10 protein-coding genes are annotated in these 18,156 nt (G+C 54.3%); 2 read left to right on the forward strand and 8 right to left on the reverse strand.

What is annotated here, in order from left to right:
• Positions 1–51: 51 nt before the first annotated feature.
• The 4 genes from NHM04_RS02350 to NHM04_RS02365 all read right to left on the reverse strand — a co-directional run bounded on the left by NHM04_RS02350 (position 52) and on the right by NHM04_RS02365 (position 8,150).
• Positions 52–948, reverse strand: a complete 897-nt coding sequence (locus NHM04_RS02350) for an alpha/beta hydrolase (protein ID WP_254265450.1) — start codon at positions 946–948, stop codon at positions 52–54.
• Positions 949–1,147: 199 nt separating this feature from the next.
• The gene (gene uvrA / locus NHM04_RS02355; protein ID WP_254265451.1) at positions 1,148–6,700 is read right to left on the reverse strand and encodes an excinuclease ABC subunit UvrA; all 5,553 of its coding nucleotides are present in this window, start codon (positions 6,698–6,700) and stop codon (positions 1,148–1,150) included.
• 128 nt (positions 6,701–6,828) lie between these two features.
• Positions 6,829–7,740 (reverse strand): M56 family metallopeptidase, encoded by a 912-nt coding sequence (locus tag NHM04_RS02360; protein WP_254265452.1) that lies wholly within the window; start codon positions 7,738–7,740, stop codon positions 6,829–6,831.
• Positions 7,737–8,150, reverse strand: a complete 414-nt coding sequence (locus NHM04_RS02365; RefSeq protein ID WP_254265453.1) for a BlaI/MecI/CopY family transcriptional regulator — start codon at positions 8,148–8,150, stop codon at positions 7,737–7,739. Before NHM04_RS02365 ends, NHM04_RS02360 begins: the two co-directional genes overlap by 4 nt.
• Positions 8,151–8,388: 238 nt before the next feature.
• Here NHM04_RS02365 and NHM04_RS02370 point away from each other — a divergent pair, with 238 nt between their 5' ends.
• A complete protein-coding gene (locus NHM04_RS02370; protein WP_254265454.1) occupies positions 8,389–10,446 on the forward strand; it encodes a TonB-dependent receptor in 2,058 nt (685 codons plus the stop codon).
• A gap of 40 nt (positions 10,447–10,486) precedes the next feature.
• Here the strand turns inward: NHM04_RS02370 and NHM04_RS02375 are convergent, their stop codons facing one another.
• From NHM04_RS02375 to glgC, 4 genes are read right to left on the reverse strand one after another with little or no spacing between them, the layout of a single operon-like run.
• Positions 10,487–10,837, reverse strand: a complete 351-nt coding sequence (locus NHM04_RS02375) for a PilZ domain-containing protein (protein ID WP_254265455.1) — start codon at positions 10,835–10,837, stop codon at positions 10,487–10,489.
• A 3-nt stretch (positions 10,838–10,840) separates the two neighbouring features.
• A complete protein-coding gene (malQ, locus tag NHM04_RS02380) occupies positions 10,841–12,400 on the reverse strand; it encodes a 4-alpha-glucanotransferase (RefSeq protein ID WP_254265456.1) in 1,560 nt (519 codons plus the stop codon).
• Entirely contained in the window at positions 12,397–14,130 is a 1,734-nt protein-coding gene (locus NHM04_RS02385; protein WP_254265457.1) for a glycoside hydrolase family 57 protein, read from the reverse strand. Before NHM04_RS02385 ends, malQ begins: the two co-directional genes overlap by 4 nt.
• Before the next feature lie 11 nt (positions 14,131–14,141).
• Positions 14,142–15,395 (reverse strand): glucose-1-phosphate adenylyltransferase, encoded by a 1,254-nt coding sequence (glgC, locus tag NHM04_RS02390; protein WP_254265458.1) that lies wholly within the window; start codon positions 15,393–15,395, stop codon positions 14,142–14,144.
• Positions 15,396–15,981: 586 nt separating this feature from the next.
• Here glgC and glgB point away from each other — a divergent pair.
• On the forward strand, positions 15,982–18,156 hold the full coding sequence (gene glgB, locus NHM04_RS02395; RefSeq protein WP_254265459.1) for a 1,4-alpha-glucan branching protein GlgB: 2,175 nt from the start codon (positions 15,982–15,984) through the stop codon (positions 18,154–18,156).

Consider the following 18,156-nt stretch of genomic DNA (forward strand, 5'->3'; position numbering starts at 1 on the left):
CAAGGCAATATTTAGTTGCTTTGAGTCATGTAAAAGCTCGTAGGCTTGAAATTATTTTGCCCATTTTACAAGAAACGCTAAATATCGTTGATAGACCACTTGGGCGCCTTCAGGCGTTGATTTTTTAAGGCTGTGTTCGCCTCCTTTCACTTCATAATATTCTACGTTGTGTTCAATTTTATCCAGTTCGGCCACGAACTCTCGGCTCATATCCACAGGTACCACAGAGTCCTGATCGCCATGAGACAAAAAGAAAGGTGGGTCACCAGCGTCTAGGTAACGAGCGGGAGACATGGCCGCCCGAACCTGGGTTGTCGCTTTCGGATCTGAACCCGCCAGTCGTTCCAACATGGGGCTGTCGTCGTATTTCGACAATCGAAAGTCACCGATAGGTGCTGATTGAGCGGCAACGGCGTGCACCCGGGAGTCCACACCCGGGTACAATCCGTAGTCCGAAAAACCTTCGGCGTTTCCCGTTACCCCTGCCATAACGGCTAGATAGCCGCCCGCTGAGGCACCACTGAGCAGAATCCGATCTGGATCGATGTTGTACGCCTCGGCATTGGCTTTCAAATGGCGAATAGCCAGCTTAATGTCATCCAACTGGGCTGGAAATTTGTATTCAGGCGCAAGTCGGTACATGGCGCTTGCCGCCACAAAGCCAAGGCGGGTCGCTTTTTGAATTTGATTGTTCTTAGAGTCTTTATTCCCGGAAACGAATCCCCCTCCGTGGATAATCAGCAGAGCCGGACGAGGTTTCTGCGAACGCTTTTCAGGAAAGGCAATATTAATGGTCAGTGGCACCCCATCGATGATTCCAATGGGGATGTCTGTTACCAAGCCTGACAATCTTTTTGTACTACTCACAGAACCGCAAGAGACTAAGCCAACAGTGATAAGCAGTAGAGTGAAATAAGTTAAAACTCGGGACAATTGCGTGTTCCTCATAGCAACCACTCCGCTAGGTTTGCATAATGGCAAAACATAATATTAGCGAATATCAATGCTTTCACCAGCAGGCTTGTTAACAATTCGGTAATTTAGATGTCGAAACCGCTAACGTTTTTGACTGCCTACTCCCAAAAACTCTTGTCCGATCTCAATACCGTTATATTTCACTAAGGTTGGTATGGTGGCAATTGTCGGACTAGCCATTGAATATCTCTTGCAAAAACTGCCCCGTCAATGACCGCTTGCGCTTAATCACCGTCGCCGGTGTGCCTTGCGCGACGACCTTACCGCCACCGGAACCACCTTCCGGTCCCATATCGATAATCCAGTCGGCCTCGGCCACGACATCCAGATTGTGCTCAATCACCAATACGGAGTTACCCGCATCCACCAGTCTGTGCAGAACGTGTAGTAGCTTATCGACATCGGCCATATGCAGCCCCACGGTGGGTTCGTCCAGCACATACAGGTTGTGCTGGTTGACGCGCCCTTTGGCATCTTCCGGGGTCATTTTGGCTTTGGCCAGCTCCGCCACCAGCTTAATGCGCTGGGCTTCACCGCCGCTTAGCGTTGGGCTCTGTTGCCCAAGGGTCAGATAACCCAAGCCCACGTCTTGCAGTAAACAAAGCGCATGATGCACTTTACTGATCGGTTTAAAAAACTCGGCCGCTTCATCGATGTTCATGGCCAGCACATCGCCAATGTGTTTGCCTTTGTAGCGCACGCTCAGGGTTTCATCGTTAAAGCGCCAGCCGTGACACACATCGCAGGGCACGCGCACATCGGGGAGAAAATTCATTTCGATTTTCTGCATCCCCTGCCCGCCGCAGGCATTACAGCGGCCGTCACCGGCGTTGAAGGAAAAGCGCGCGGGGGTGTATCCGCGCAAGCGCGCGTCCACGGTACCGGCAAACAGTTTACGGATTGCATCCCAGATGCCGATATAAGTCGCCGGACAAGAGCGTGGGGTTTTGCCGATGGGAGTTTGGTCGACTTCCAAAATGCGGTCAATGCCTTCCCAGCCGGTGATGTTATCGGCGCCCTGCCAGCGCTGTGTTTTCTTGCGTTTATTGGCAATCGCGGTTTTCACGTTGGGATAGAGCACGCCGCGCACCAGGGTACTTTTGCCGCTGCCGCTGACACCGGTAATAGCGACCAGCTGATGCAGGGGCACCGAGACATTGACACTTTTTAGGTTGTTTTGCGTTGCACCCTCCACGGTAAGCGCTTCTTTTTCCCACAGAGCGCGCATTTCGGGGTTGCGCAATTCAGGCATAGGGTGGCGCAAGGGGTTGGCCAGCATTTGCCCGGTGAGCGACTGCTTGTTTTTCATAAGCATGGCGACGCTGCCCTCGCCCACCACCTTGCCGCCGTTAACCCCGGCGCGGGGGCCAATATCGATAATATGATCTGCCTCGCGCATGGTGTCTTCGTCGTGCTCTACTACCAGTACAGTATTGCCTTGCTGCTGCAACTCGCGCAGGGTTTGCAACAGCTGGCGATTATCGCGGGTATGTAGACCGATGGTGGGTTCATCCAGCACATAGCACACGCCCTGCAAGCTGGAACCCAGTTGCGCGGCCAAGCGAATACGCTGGGCCTCGCCGCCACTTAAGGTGGGCGCGGCGCGATCCAGGGTTAAATAATTCAGCCCAACCTTCTGCAAAAAGTGCAGCCGGTTTTGCATTTCACTAAGCAGGTCGCGAGCGATGGCCTGCTCGGACTTTTTCAGTGTCAGCTTGCCAAACCATTTCTCAGCATCGTCCACCGGCTGGGCCGCCAGCTGGGCGATAGAACGGTCGTGAAAGCGCACCGCCAGCGCGGTAGGGTTTAAGCGCTGTCCGTCGCACTTGGGGCACACGGTTTCCGTGTCGTCCTCTTCCGGTTGCCAGGTGTTTTCTTCACCGGTTTGTTCTTCATCAAACCCTTTTAACTTAACGCCCGTGCCAAAACAGCCTTCGCACCAACCGTGTTTAGAGTTATAGGAAAACAGGCGCGGGTCCAGCTCGGGAAAGCCGCAGCCGCAGCTGGGACACGCCCTTTGGGTAGAAAATAAACGCTCTTTGCTCTTACCCGCGGGGGCAATAACAACCACACCATTCCCCAGGCTTAGGGTTTGCTCCAGCGCCTGCATAAGTTCGCTGCTGTTTTGCGGCGTTACGTTAATCGTGGCAAATGGCAGTTCAATATCGTGTTCTTTGTACCGATCGAGCGCGGGCCAGTTGTCCGTGGGTTGGTAGTGGCCGTCCACTCGCAATTGCGAAAAGCCTTTTTCCGCCGCCCACTGCGCCAACTCGCGGTAGATGCCCTTGCGCGCCACCACCATGGGCGCCAGTAAAGTGACTTCTTTGCCGCGATAGTCTTTTTGCACCCGCGCCATAATGGCATCCGCCGTTTGCGGTTCGATGGGCACATCGCAGCTGGGGCAATGCTGCACACCTAATTTAACGAACATTAAGCGCAGGTAGTGATAAATTTCGGTCAGGGTCGCCACGGTACTTTTGCGTCCGCCGCGACTGGTGCGTTGCTCAATGGCCACCGCCGGAGGAATGCCGTAAATGGCGTCCACATCCGGGCGCGAGGCGGGCTGCACAAACTGGCGGGCGTAGGCGTTGAGTGATTCCAGGTAGCGGCGCTGACCTTCGCCAAAAATTAAATCGAACGCTAGGGTACTTTTACCACTGCCGCTCACGCCGGAAATAACCGTGAGCTTATCGCGCGGAATGGTCACGTCAATATTTTTTAGGTTGTGTTCGCGGGCGTGGTGCACACTGATCACGTTAGCGGCTTTTTTCGATGCTGCTCTGGCGTTTGCTTCGGACAGCGGTGAGCCTTTTGAAAGGGTTTTTACGTAATCATTCAGGGCTTTGGCAGTGTAACCCGTGCCCTGCTGCATCACCTCAATGGGTGTGCCCTGGGTAATCAGCTCGCCGCCGGCATCGCCTCCCTCGGGGCCGATGTCGATCATCCAGTCGGCGGCACGAATGACATCCAGGTTGTGCTCGATAATCAGCAGCGAATGCCCGGCCGCCTGCAGCTGCCGGAACGCCTGCATAAGCGTGGCGATATCGGAAAAATGTAACCCCGTGGTAGGCTCGTCGAACATAAACAAAATATGGTCGCGGTCTTTCCCTTTGCTGGCCGCCAAATGGCCCGCCAGTTTTAAACGCTGCGCTTCACCACCACTTAAAGTAGGCACCGCCTGTCCCAACTGCACATAATCCAGCCCCACATCGGCCAATGGCTGCAAACTTTTAACCACTTCGGGCTTGTCGTCAAAAAAGCTCAGAGCCTCACTAACGGTCATAGCCAGAGCATCGGCTATGGATACCGCGCGTTTGTCTTTGAGTAATTTAATCTCCAGAATTTCGTCGCGAAAGCGTTTGCCGTCACAATCGGGGCAACGCAGGTACACATCGCTTAAAAACTGCATTTCCACGTGTTCAAAGCCGTTGCCCTGACAAGTAGGGCAGCGGCCATTGCCTGAGTTAAAGCTGAAAATGCCGGGTTTGTAGCCGCGCTCTTTGGCTTGGGGCGTGGCGACAAAGCACTTGCGGATGGCGTCATAGGCGCCCACATAGGTAGCCGGTGTCGAGCGGGTGGTTTTGCCGATGGGGCTTTGGTCCACCATCACGACTTTATCCACGGCTTCTAAGCCGATAATACAATCGTGTGCGCCGGGCGCTTCGGTTTGCTCGCCAAAATGTTTGAGCAGTGCCGGATACAAAATCTGACGCATCAAGGTGGATTTTCCCGAGCCGCTAACCCCGGTTAAACACACCAATTTACCCAGCGGAATACGGACATCAATGTTTTTCAGATTATGCTCGCAGGCGCCTTTGATCTCGATGGTTTTACTGTGCAGCGCATTTAGATCCGGCAGATATTGAGGTGACATTTCGGCGACGCCATCGGTCACCGTCATTTCAATTTGTTCACTGCCGTTCAAATAGCGCGCCGTGGTGTTGTTTTTGCGCTTTAACAACGCCTTGGGGGTACCGAAAAACTCGATATTGCCGCCATCACGACCGGGTTTGGGGCCAATATCCAAAATGCGATCGGCGGCCAGAATCACCTGCGGATCGTGTTCTACCACTAACAGTGAATTACCCGCGTCGCGCAATCGGTGCAGAACATTCACCAACCGATCAATATCGCGCGGATGCAAACCGGTGCTGGGTTCGTCCAGCACAAACAATGTATTTACCAGCGAAGTACCGAGCGCGGTGGTTAAATTTATGCGCTGCACTTCGCCGCCACTTAAAGTGCGCGATTGACGATCAAGCGTTAAATACTCAAGCCCCACTTCGCACAAAAAGCCGAGGCGCGAGCGCACCTCGCCCAGCAAAAGCTCGGTGGCCTCGTCAATGGCCGAGCCGCTGTCCGCCGCCAACTGGTTAAAAAACGCCAAGGCATTGGCCAGAGGCAACTGCATGGTATCGGCAATGTTTAAACCCGGCAGTTTGTGAAAGGTTTTGTCGGCCAGGGTGGCGCCCACAGGCTTAAAGCGCGTGCGTCCCGCCAGGGCTTTTTGCGCCTCGGCAAACGAGCCGATGCGCCACCAGAGTGATTCGGGTTTTAAGCGCGCCCCGCCACAGGCCTTACACGGGGTATAGGCGCGATACTTCGACAGCAGCACCCGAATGTGCATTTTGTAGGCTTTGGATTCCAGCCAATCGAAGAATTCACGCACCCCGTACCAGACGCCTTTGCTCCAACTGCCCTCGCCTTCAATCACCCACTGGCGATCTTCTTCGCTTAAGTCTTTCCAGGCGGTGGTAATCGCAATACCGCGTTTTTTGGCGAATTTGATTAAATCGCGCTGCACTTCAGCGTAGCTTGGGGTTTGGATGGGCTTAATAGCGCCGTCTTTTAAACTTTTGTTTTCGTCGGGAATCACCAGGCCCCAATCCACCCCGATAACCCGGCCAAAGCCTTTGCAGGTTTCACAGGCGCCGATGGGCGAGTTAAACGAAAAGTGGCTGGGCGTGGGTTTGCCGTAGGTAATATCGCAACTGGGGCAATGGTGGTGACTGGAGTAATGCGCCGCCTGTCCGACCTCGCGGTTGTCGTCCAGCGGGTAAACCAGCACATGGCCTTTGCCATAGTGCAACGCCGCTTCCAGCGCTTCGGTTAAGCGGCCGCGATTGTCATCGTTTAGGCGCAGGCGGTCCTGCACCACTTCTACCCGGCTACCGTCGCGTTGGTGAATGCGGGCATACCCCTGCTGGTTGAGCAGTTGCAGTACTTCATCATCGCTGAGCTTTTCCGGCACGGTAATGGGCAGGCATACCATCAGACGTTGCTCGGCGGGCCAGTTGCTGTACAGCGACTCAACAATACTCTGGGGCGTATCAATAACCACCGGATCGCCGCAACCCGAGCAATAGAGTGTGGCCACGCGAGCAAACAGCAGTTTTAGGTAATCGTTAAGCTCGGTCATGGTACCCACGGTCGAGCGCGAGGTCCGCACCGTGTTGTTCTGCTCGATGGCAATGGCCGGGGGAATGCCGTCAATGCTATCGACGGCGGGTTTATCCATGCGGTCCAGGAATTGTCGCGCATAGGCCGAGAAAGTTTCAACGTAGCGACGCTGGCCCTCGGCGTAGATGGTATCGAACGCCAGCGTAGACTTGCCCGAGCCGCTGACTCCGGTAACCACCACCATTTCCCCTAAAGGGATGTCTAAGTCGAGGTTCTTCAGGTTGTTCTGGCGCGCGCCGCGCACTTTAATGGCGTCGAAACTCATGGATAGTATTCTCGCAGCGGATAAAAAGACTGGCTAAATATACAGTAGTGACCGTTAATGGCCAAGGCTAATAGGTACGCATTGCTGCGTCTGTTGGTTCAGATTGTGACAATGCTCTGGCGAGCCTGCTACCAGAGCCACTCCAACAGATGGTGCAAGGGATCTAGCCCCAGAGTAAAGCCCATGGCGGCAAAAAGCCAAATAAGGCACATAATAATACCGCTGTGAGCGCGCTGCGGCACTGGGGCCAACAGGGCTTGCACCCTGGCGCTAACGTGGCTGCGAGCAAAAAAGCTGGCGCTGGGAGTATCCGTGGCGGATTGCTGCAGACGGGTTACATCGATAATAGTCTGCGCCACCAAAGTGGGGGAATTACGCTGGCAGGCAGCGCGGTCGCAGGCTTTTTCGTGGTTGAGGTCAAGGTCTGCCAGCAATTGCCGACACACGGGCAGCGCCGGCAGCAGCGCAAGGCGGGCGAGAACATTGCGCAGGTTGTCGCCACGGCGCTTGTGCGCTTGTTCGTGCGCGGCAATAACTTGCAATGCGTCGGGGCTAAGGGCGGCGAGCAGCCCCTGGCTGGCAACCAGCTTGCAATGCCAAAAGCCCAGGGTAAAAGCCGTAGGGGCCTGAGTGGGCAATATCCACCAGTCGCCCTGGCGCTCGGCTAATTGCAGCAGTTGCCGTGCGCGGCGGCGATCGCGCTGCCAGTGCCACAGCGCCCACAACAGTAAAGCGGACAAAAGCCCCGCGCCGAGAATCAGCAGTAGCAGCGGGTACTGAATGTCCGGGCGATGCTGGCTACAAATATCACCGTGGCAGTGAGATAAGAGCAGCCCCCCTGCGCCGCCGTTAACGGCCCACACCAAAGCGCCACTTAACACCACCGGCACAGCGTAAAGCGCTAGCTGTATAGTCGCTGCATCCGAGGGATGAAGGCGCATTAAAGGTTGCCTGAGCGCAGAGTAAACCATGCGCAGTACCAGCAGTGCGAGCACCCAGAGCAACAACCACTGGCTGACAGGCGCGAGCAAACTGCTCATGGGGCCACCTGGCGCTTTTGTTTTTTAGCGGCAATCAACTGTTCCAGTTCGGTCAGCGACTCTTCGCTGATGTTATCGGCAAAGTCGACAAATCCGCTGAGAATTGGCGATAAGGTACCCGTGTGAACTTTGGCAATGACCCCGCCCAGTAATTTGCCTAAAAACTCGCCGCGCTCTAGCGCCGGGCGATAAAAATAGGCCCTGCCCTTTTTGTGCCGATGCAAAAGCTGTTTGCGATGCAAGCGCTCGAGGGTGGACTGTACCGTGTTAAGGCTTAAGCGCTCTGCCTGGGGCAAAGCCTGCCAAATGTTTTTTGCCTCCTGCTCCGGGCACTCCCACAGCAGGCGTAACACCGAAAGCTCTAGCTCTCCCAATTGCGGCAAGGTGTTACTTTGTGACCGATGTTTCATTCGTTTGCCCAAAACCGATTGCGACGCGGTTTTTATCGCTTTTTACTCAAGGTTAATTCTTTTCTCTAACACGCTGAATTGTAACTGTTTTTTACGCTTTAGTGGTACGGCCATGTGCGCTTGCCCTCCGCTTTGAGCAAGCCGCCGCTAGAATATCGCGTTTTTCAACGGCGCCACTGAATCCATCAGGCAGCCTGCGCCGTAGAGTGATTAGGTTTTATATAAAAAAGGAGCAGTCATGGATCGTCAAAGATCTATTAAAGCGGGCATTATCAGTGTGATGGCAATTAGCCCCTGGGTCAGCGCCCACCCCATTATCGAAGAGATCAATGTGTCGGGCCAGCGCACCAACCTGATTGGCAAAAGTATGTCCGCATCGCAAGGGATGGTATCCCAAGCGGATATGGAAATACGAGCCATGTTGCGCGTGGGAGAAATTCTAGAGCTGGTGCCGGGCATGGTAGTTACCCAACACAGTGGTACGGGCAAGGCCAACCAGTATTTTCTGCGCGGCTTTAACCTGGACCATGGCACCGACTTCGCCACCGCTTATGACGGCATGCCGGTCAATATGCGCACCCATGGTCACGGCCAGGGTTATACCGATATCAATTTTATTATTCCCGAAACGGTGGGAACGCTTTACTACCAAAAAGGCCCCTACTACGCCGATGTGGGCGACTTTAGCGGTGCGGGCGCGGCGAATATTAACAGCTTGCGCAAGCGCAACCAGGGTATGGTGCAATTAACCGCTGGTGAAAATCAGTACCAGCGCTTGCTCGCCACCGACAGCATCAACACCGGTGCCAGCGATGTCCTGTGGGCGCTTGAGTACACAGCTTACGAAGGGCCCTGGAGCGATATTGATGAGGATCTGGACAAAATCAACGCGCAATTAAAAGGCACCACCGACCTCTCTAACGGCACCTTCCGCTGGGGCTTTATGGCCTACGACAACCAGTGGAACAGCGCCGATCAGATTCCCGCCCGCGCGGTGGAGCAAGGCATTATTGACGAGCTGGGCTCTATTGATACCACCACCGGCGGCGAGTCGCACCGCTACAGTGTGAACCTGGGCTTTGAAAATGAGCAGTGGTTAGTGGAGGCCTATGCCATAGATTACGGCATGAACCTCTGGTCAAATTTTACTTACTTTCTCGATGACCCCGAGCGCGGTGACCAGTTTGAGCAGGTGGACGACCGGCAAATTTTCGGCGGCCAGGTGCGCTACACCATTAACTCCCAGTGGGCGGGTAAAACCGTACAAAACCGCTTTGGCTTGCAGACCCGCTATGACGATATCGGCGAGGTCGGCCTTTACACTACCGAACAGCGCATTCGCGATGGCGTGGTGCGCGCCGATGCAGTGGATGAGCTAAGCCTGGCGGCCTACTGGGATAACACCATTGAGTGGAGCGAGCGTTTTAAGACCGTTCTTGGCCTGCGCTACGATCAGTTTGAGTTTGAAGTAAACGACAAGGTCGGTGTTAACACGGCGGGCGTAAACCTCAGCCAAAACTCGGGCGACGCCTCAGACGGTATTGCCTCGGTTAAAGCCAGCGGTATTTTTACTCTGACAGATCACTGGGAAACCTATTTGTCCGCCGGCAGCGGTTATCACTCTAACGACGCCCGTGGCACCACGATTGTGATTGACCCCAACGATGGTGCGGCAGTTGATAGCGTCGACCCATTGGTACGCTCGCTGGGCGCTGAATGGGGGGTACGCGGTTACCTGGGGCACAACTTTAATGTTTCAGCGGCGCTGTGGTACCTGACACTGGACAGTGAATTACTTTTTGTGGGTGACGCTGGCAATACCGAACCCAGCGATGAAAGTGAGCGCCGCGGTTTTGAGTTAACAGGCTACTACCGTTTAAGCGATAGCTGGACCTTGGATTTGGAATACGCCTACACCGACGCCGAGTTTACCCACGAGCAACCGGGCCGGGAAATTCCAGGGGCCGTGAAGGATGTTGTGCAATTCGGGGTCAGCGGTAACTTTAGCAATGGCCTTTTTGGCAGCGCGCGACTGCGCTATTTCGGCCCGCGCCCTCTGGTAGAAACCGGCGAGGTTGAATCCAGCTCATCAACTCTGGTTAACCTAAAAGCGGGTTACCACTTTGAGCCCTTCACCCTAAGCCTGGATGTACTCAACCTGCTCGACAGTGATGACCACGATATTGACTACTACTACGAGTCGCAATTGGCGGGCGAAACCGAACCGGTGGAGGATGTGCATTACCACCCGCTGGAGCCGCGCACAGTGCGAGTGTCTTTAGAGATGAGCTTTTAACAATAAAACGCCGGGTTTAGCCCGGCGTTTTATTATCAAGTTATTCATTCACCAGTTTATTAGCTGCACCCGGCAAAGCTTCACTATGAAAGCTTTTAATCGCGCGCAGTAAACTAGCTGACTGATGATAGGACTGGGCATTGGCATCCAACTCAATAGCAATGCCATTGTCCTGCAGGCGAACAATATTTCCTTTTAATGTGTAGGTGGCATTAGTGAGCCGCACCACCAAGTGCAACGCCTGGTGAAGCCTGTACTCGTCTGGTGCTGTGGCAATAAAAACGCCAAGCAGGCTAATGTTTTTTAGGCGCCCGGCTGCACGGTGCTTATTGGGAGTAATTAGCTCGGCCAGTAAATCGGTATTGGTACGAACGCTTGCGCGGTGTTCCATAGGTTAATCCTCTGGTGTATTGGCCTGGGCAAACGGCAAATCCCGCCCCAGTCGATCGTAGATAGAAACTTCGTGATGAATACGTACGGCTAAATTCTCTGGCAACTCGGACCAATCAAAACGCCAGTGCCAGTTATTATCCGTGGTGCCCGGGGTGTTCATACGGGCGCTGTTGTCCAGCTGTAAAAAGTCCTGCAGCGGAATAATCGCCATACGCGCCACAGACGCCAGGGCGGTTTTAATCAGTCCCCAGCTGCTAACCTCTTCGGCTCCCAAGTAGTCACCGAGGGCCAGACGTTGCCCGGTAGACAAACTGGCGAGCCAGCCCGCTGTTGTGTCGTTATCGTGGGTGCCGGTGTAGACAATATTCACCGGTTCAAAGTGGTGTGGCGCATTGATGTTTTCGGCGTTACCGTCAAAACCAAACTGCAACACCAGCATGCCCGGCAGTGCAAATTGTTTGCGCAGCGCTTCGACTTTGTCGGTAATCAGCCCCAGGTTTTCTGCCACAATGGGCAAACTGTGAAAATGCTCGAACAGACTCGCCAATAACTCTTGCCCCGGTGCCTCTACCCATTTTCCGCCGCGGGCATCTTGCGCATCGGCGGGAATTTCCCAGTAGGCTTCTAGACCGCGAAAATGATCGATACGAATTAAATCAAACTGTGCCAGCTGCCCGGCTATGCGCTCGCGCCACCAACTAAAGTTATCCGCTTGCATAACGGCCCAGTTGTAATGGGGGTTGCCCCAGTGTTGCCCGGTTGCGGAAAAATAATCCGGCGGCACACCCGCTACGGATAAAGGCTTGCCAGCGCTATCCAGTTTAAACTGCTCCGGGTGGGCCCAGACATCGGCGCTGTCCAGGGCGACAAAAATGGGAATATCGCCAAACAATTGCACACCCTGCTCCAGTGCCGTTTGCTTGAGTGCTTGCCACTGGGAGTAAAACGCAAACTGCTCAAAGTGTGCCTGTTCAATATCGCGCCGATAGAGTTTACGCGCTCGGGTCAGCGCCTCGGGCTCGCGCAGGCGCACAGACGCTTCCCAGTCCAGCCAGGAGGCCCCTTGATGAGCGTTACGCAGCGCTAAAAACAGCGAAAAGTCATCCAACCAATGATGTTGCTCGGCGATAAAACGTTTAAAGTCCTGCCCCAGCGCTCCCCCCTCGGGCGTAGCAATGTGGGCGTAGAATGCCTCGCAGGCCAATACCCGTAACTCGGCCAGCTGAGTAAAGCTAAGAGGTTGAGGTCGCTTAAGTACGCCTTGCAAAGCGGCAGGATTTATCCAGCCCCAATCGATTAAGGTTTGCAGGCAAATGAATTCAGGGTTGCCCGCATGGGCGGACCAAGACTGATAGGGCGAGCGATCATCGTGGGTGGGGCCGGTGGGCAGCATTTGCCATACACTCAGGCCGGCATCGTGCAAAAAGCGCACGAAGTTTTTGGCGTGATAACCCAGGTTGCCACAGGGCACGGCACAGCCATTTAGCGCCGCTGCCGGCAGCGAGCTTGGGTGCAGTAAACAACCGGCGGTGCGGCGATTAAAAATATCCGCAGGCTTCATTGGCCGCCGTCCATATGCCCTTGTCGCATCACGCCGCCATTGGCGGGCGTGCCCGAGCCTTTGCTGATGGGCTGGTCGATTTTGGGCGGCGCTTTTTTGCCAATAAGCTGATACAAATTGGAAATGTGTTGGCGAAACAGATAATCAAAATCGCGTACGCTGTCGGAAGGGTTGTAATCGCCAAACCACCAGAACCAATCGCTGCCCTCACACAAAGCCAACTGTTCGGTGGCCAGTGCCAGGGTTTCAGCGTCCAGGGTTCCTGCTTCCACCACTTCATCGTATTCGGTTTTTGCCTGGCAAAGCATATCCCAAGCTTTATTTTTTTCCACATGGGCAATCCAGGTAGAAAAGGTGCCGTAAACCCAACTGCCCGCACACAGGCCCGCAAGTTCTACCGGGGTGGGTTTACGCTCGAGCCATTCGCTGTAGGTGGTGGTGTACAAACGCGGGTGGTCGGCCAGGCGCGCGTAAAGCGTGTCGAGAAAATAATAAGCGTTCTCGGGGTAATACTCCCAGGCGTTTTCGCCATCCATAATAATGGAAATAACACAGCTTTTGGGATCGCTGGCACTGTCGGCAATATTTTCCAGGTGATGAAGAAAATCCCCCACCGCATCATCGGCGTGCCAGTTGGCGTATTCAAAACCGATTTTGTCCGACAGACCGTCGTCGCGAAAAAACACCCCAACCGATTTATCCGCCACGGTAAATTCTCGATGGCGCTTATCCGGGTGCTGATTAATATCGTCAGCGGCGCTCTGGTTTTGTTGTTGCTTCAGGCTGTGGTGCATGACCGAATCACCGGTAGCCGTCCAGCGAAACCCGGCTTCACCCAGGGCCTCTAAGGTGGCGTCGCTGACGGCCCCCTCTGAGGCCCAACAGCCTTTGGGCTTAAAACCAAAGTGCAACTCAAAAACCTCTAACCCTTTTTGTAAATGCCAGGCGGCGCGGGTGTTGCCGCCGGGGTAGTGAGACGCCGCCGGCAGTGGCGCGTCCGGCATAGCCTCGCGGGTAGTTTTAAAATCCTGCAACAGTGGCACTATCGGGTGGGCATAGGGGCTGGTAATAATTTCTGCCTGTCCGCTTTCAGCTAAACGTTTGTAGCGCGGTAACAAGTCGCTCATCAGTTCGGCAATTACCGTCAGCAAGGTGCGGCGCTGCTCATCGGTAAAGCCTGTGCCCTGCTCTTGCAGCTCGCTGACACGCAGATCTTTGCGCCGCACGGTTTCGGCCAGCCAACCCAGGTGGTACCACATGGCCAGGTCAGTCAGAAACTGTTGGTTAAAGTAGCAGGGTAAATCGTCATCCTGACGCCAGGCATCGAGCATATGCACCAACTGGCGAAACGGCGAGAAGCGATCGATAATACGGTCGCGGTTAGCGCGGGTACACTTTTCCAATAGGTCAAGAAACTCAGGGCTGCCCGGGCTCGGTCTTTCGGCGTCGGTTAATAGCGCCAGCAGTGGGTCTTTAATGGCGCTGCCGGTTTCCAGGTTAGCATTTAACTGCCGCGCGTAATCGTCCAGCTGTTCAATCAAAATAGGCACAAAGTTAAACACCGCCTTGCACTCTGGGTGAGCCTCAAGGTGTGCGGCCATATCGACATAGTCTTTAATGGCGTGTAAGTAAGTCCAGGGAAAATAGTAAGTTCCGGTAACGCAATCGCGGTAATCCGGTTGATGCATGTGCCACAAAAAGACAACGGGTATTTTTGTGCCAGTGCTCATGGTAATAACCTCTAGTCTTGGTTGAGCATGTCGGGGGTCACCAGTACGACACCGCCTGGTGAGACATAAAAACGTTCTCGATCGGCCGCTTCGTCATAACCGATGACGGTATCTGGCGGAATAACACAGGCGCGATCAATTAGCGCTTTTTTAATTTTGCAGTTGCGGCCAATTTCCACACTGGGAAACAGCACCGAGTCGGTAATTTCACTGAAGGAGTTCACCCTTACCCGGGGAAACAGCAGCGAGTGTCTGACCACCGCGCCCGAGACAATACACCCGCCGGCGACCATAGAGTCCACCGCCATACCGCGACGGCCGCTGTCATCAAAAATAAATTTCGCCGGCGGCACATGCTCCTGGTAAGTCCAGATGGGCCATTCAGCATCGTACAAATCCAGCTCGGGGGTGATTCCGGTCAGCTCCAGGTTCGATTGCCAAAGCGCGTCCACGGTGCCCACATCGCGCCAGTAAGCCTCGCCGCCCGAGACCGGATCTTTAAATGGAAATGCCTGTACCTTACGTTTGCTTAGCAGCGATGGAATAATGTCTTTGCCAAAATCGTGGCTGGAGCCTTCGACGCTGCTGTCATTTTCCAGCTCGTTAAACAGCACCTCGGTCGAGAACACATAGATGCCCATGGATGCCAGGGCAATCCCCGGTTTGCCCGGTATGGATTCCGGGTCGGCGGGTTTTTCTTTGAATTTTACAATTTGGTAATCTTCATCCACCGCCATCACACCAAAGGCGCTGGCCTCGGCACAGGGCACCTCGATACAACCAACGGTAATGTCTGCCCCACTTTCAACGTGTGCGCCAATCATGGTGCCATAGTCCATCTTATAGACATGGTCACCGGCGAGAATTAATACGTAGCTGGGATCGTGGCGCTTAATAATATCCAGGTTTTGCAGTACGGCATCGGCGGTACCCGCGTACCAGGAGTCCCCCAGCCGTTGCTGCGCCGGAATCAGCTCAACAAACTCCCCCAGCTCGCCGCCTAAAAAGCCCCAGCCGCGCTGGATATGACGGTTAAGCGAATGGCTTTTGTATTGCGTTAAAACACTGATGCGGCGGATGCCTGAATTCACACAATTGGAAAGGGGGAAGTCGATAATGCGAAACTTTCCGCCAAAGTGAACCGCCGGCTTGGCCCGCCAGCGGGTTAAATCCTTTAACCGGGTTCCCTGTCCACCTGCCAGTACCAACGCCAAGGTTTCACGAGTTAAACGACTGACAAAGCGGCCCGATCTGTGATTGGTCATAGGGTGAAGCTCCTTCTTAAAATAACGGTAGTTAACGCATAAGTCCCCTGCGAGTCAGTGTAGTACTACCATTAGCCGAAGCTATACCCACACCAAACGGCGCAACAAATTTGAAGCTGATACTGATGGATGTCCCTGTTCGATTCGCTGCCCTTTTTACCCGGCAACGGTTACTCCTTGTAAAAGATTCCTGGGCAAGTCAGTTTTGCCCGGTGATTATGTTACCGAAATATTTAACAGCAATATGAGTGCCACAAGCCGACACATCGTTCAGCTTTGCGAACTGTGCCCCTGAAGAAACTACGGCTTAAGAAAATAATGCTGAGGGTCGTCTGACTGTCATGCGCCATGGCTACACTCGCCGTTTTACGACGACGGACACCGAGGGTGATAACCATAGAAGCCGCGCGAAACAAAACCCTTGAATAGAAAGTAATAGAGTGGCACCAATAGTGCAAAAGCATTTTGCGTAAAACCTTAATGTCGCTGTAGAGTGTTGCCAAAAGCGGGCATCGATTTCACGCTACTATAACCATAGTGTGTTACGGTTTTGTGTTTAGCACAGATGAAAAGGAATAAGTCAGCTATGACGCGCTCCAAAGGAAGTCACGTTACCCCCGAGATGCAACGAATCAGTGCAGCAACCCACCACGACCCTTTTTCGGTATTGGGCAAACAAAACGATCAGCTACTGGTTTACCTGCCCGACTTAAACGCCCCGCCTTCGGTGGTGACCGAAAAAGGACAACAAGCGCTAATCCCCATCGCGGCCACCGGTTTTTTTACCGCGCCCTTAACCGAGCTTAACGGAAGTCACCAAAAGCTGGTGTGGCAGAACGGCTCGGGTTATACCCACGAGCGCTATTACCCCTATACCTTTGCACCGCAAATTTCCGACTACGACCTGCACCTTTTTAATGAGGGCCGCCACTGGGAGGTCTACAAGGTATTGGGTGCCCATGTAAAAGAGGTGGACGGTATCAGCGGCGTGTTGTTCGCCACCTGGGCACCAGGGGCCGAGCGCGTCAGCGTGGTGGGCAATTTCAACCACTGGGACGGGCGCCTGCACCCTATGCGATCGCGCGGCAGCTCGGGCGTGTGGGAGCTGTTTGTGCCGGGGCTTGGGCCAGACGAGCTGTACAAGTTTGAAATTCGCAGTCGCGCCACCGGCCAGGTAGTGGTTAAATCCGACCCCTACGCCCAGGCCTTTGAGCTACGCCCCGCCACCGCCGCTAAAGTAAATGCCGAACCGTCCTACCAATGGCAGGACGGCAACTGGATGGAACAACGGGCCCAATGGGATTGGCAGCACAGCCCCTTATCGGTTTACGAGGTGCACTTAAGCTCCTGGCAGCGCAGTGACGATGGCGGATTTTTAACGTATCGCGAATTGGCGCACCGGCTTTGCGACTATGTGAAGCCGCTGGGCTTTACCCATATTGAAATTTTGCCGGTGGCCGAACACCCTTTGGACGACTCTTGGGGTTATCAGTGCACAGGTTACTTTGCCCCTACTAGCCGCTACGGCTCGGCGGATGATTTCCGCTATTTTGTCGACCACCTACATCAACACGGCATTGGCGTTATTCTCGACTGGGTGCCGGCGCATTTTCCCAAAGACGAATTCGCCCTGGCACGCTTTGACGGCACAGCACTCTATGAGCATCAAGACCCGCGCCTGGGGGAGCACAAAGACTGGGGCACTTTAATTTTTAACTACGGCCGCAACGAAGTGCGTAACTTTCTTATTGCCAGCGCGCTCTATTGGCTAAAAGAATGTCACATTGATGGACTGCGGGTAGACGCGGTTGCCTCTATGTTGCACCTGGATTATTCGCGTAATGAAGGCGAGTGGATTCCCAACCGTTATGGCGGCAATGAAAACCTTGAAGCAGTCGAGTTTATTCGCGAACTAAATGTTCAGTGTCACGGGCAGTGCCCAGGCGCACTGGTCATTGCCGAAGAGAGCACCGCCTGGCCGCAGGTGTCGGGCCCTGTTTACCTCGGTGGGTTGGGCTTTTCGTTAAAGTGGAACATGGGGTGGATGCACGACACCCTGGACTATATGAGCAAAGACCCTATCTTTCGCCAGTACCATCACAACAGCCTAACGTTTGGCATGATGTACGCCTACAGCGAGAACTTCCAGCTGCCTTTTAGTCACGATGAAGTGGTGCACGGTAAGGGCAGCATGATCAACAAAATGCCCGGCGATTACTGGCAAAAGTTTGCCAACCTGCGCTTGCTTTACACCTATCAATTCACCTACCCCGGCAGCAAATTACTGTTTATGGGGTCGGAGTTCGCCCAGTGGGCTGAATGGGCCGACAAGGGGCAGCTGGATTGGGCGTTAATGGAATTTGACGCTCACACCGGAGTGCAAAAAACCGTGGCTGACCTGAACCAACTGTATCGCCAGTCGCCGGCGTTGTATCAGCGCAGCTACCAAAGTGACGGCTTTAGCTGGGTAGACTGCCATGACAACACCCAGTCGGTAATCAGTTACTTGCGCATTGCCGATGAACAAACCTATCTCGTCATCTTAAACTTTACCCCAGAGCCTCGCACAGGCTATCGCGTGGGCGTACCGGCGCTGGGCACCTACCGCGAGGTGTTTAACTCCGACTCGCAATACTATGGCGGCAGCAACCTGGGCAATGGCGATGGCCTGGTAGCAGAAGAGATTGCGTGGATGAATCAGCCCGCCAGCCTTGAGCTGACCTTACCGCCACTGGCGGGCGTTATTTTAACTAGGGATTAA

Source organism: Gilvimarinus sp. DA14 (assembly GCF_024204685.1).
Lineage (GTDB): Bacteria > Pseudomonadota > Gammaproteobacteria > Pseudomonadales > Cellvibrionaceae > Gilvimarinus.

Excerpts from the sequence above, each read along its gene's own strand:
- malQ (WP_254265456.1), bottom strand. The coding sequence starts at position 12,400 with ATGAAGCCTGCGGATATTTTTAATCGCCGCACCGCCGGTTGTTTACTG.
- NHM04_RS02370 (WP_254265454.1), top strand. The coding sequence starts at position 8,389 with ATGGATCGTCAAAGATCTATTAAAGCGGGCATTATCAGTGTGATGGCA.
- NHM04_RS02365 (WP_254265453.1), bottom strand. The coding sequence starts at position 8,150 with ATGAAACATCGGTCACAAAGTAACACCTTGCCGCAATTGGGAGAGCTA.
- NHM04_RS02385 (WP_254265457.1), bottom strand. The coding sequence starts at position 14,130 with ATGAGCACTGGCACAAAAATACCCGTTGTCTTTTTGTGGCACATGCAT.
- NHM04_RS02375 (WP_254265455.1), bottom strand. The coding sequence starts at position 10,837 with ATGGAACACCGCGCAAGCGTTCGTACCAATACCGATTTACTGGCCGAG.
- NHM04_RS02350 (WP_254265450.1), bottom strand. The coding sequence starts at position 948 with ATGAGGAACACGCAATTGTCCCGAGTTTTAACTTATTTCACTCTACTG.
- NHM04_RS02360 (WP_254265452.1), bottom strand. The coding sequence starts at position 7,740 with ATGAGCAGTTTGCTCGCGCCTGTCAGCCAGTGGTTGTTGCTCTGGGTG.
- glgC (WP_254265458.1), bottom strand. The coding sequence starts at position 15,395 with ATGACCAATCACAGATCGGGCCGCTTTGTCAGTCGTTTAACTCGTGAA.
- uvrA (WP_254265451.1), bottom strand. The coding sequence starts at position 6,700 with ATGAGTTTCGACGCCATTAAAGTGCGCGGCGCGCGCCAGAACAACCTG.
- glgB (WP_254265459.1), top strand. The coding sequence starts at position 15,982 with ATGACGCGCTCCAAAGGAAGTCACGTTACCCCCGAGATGCAACGAATC.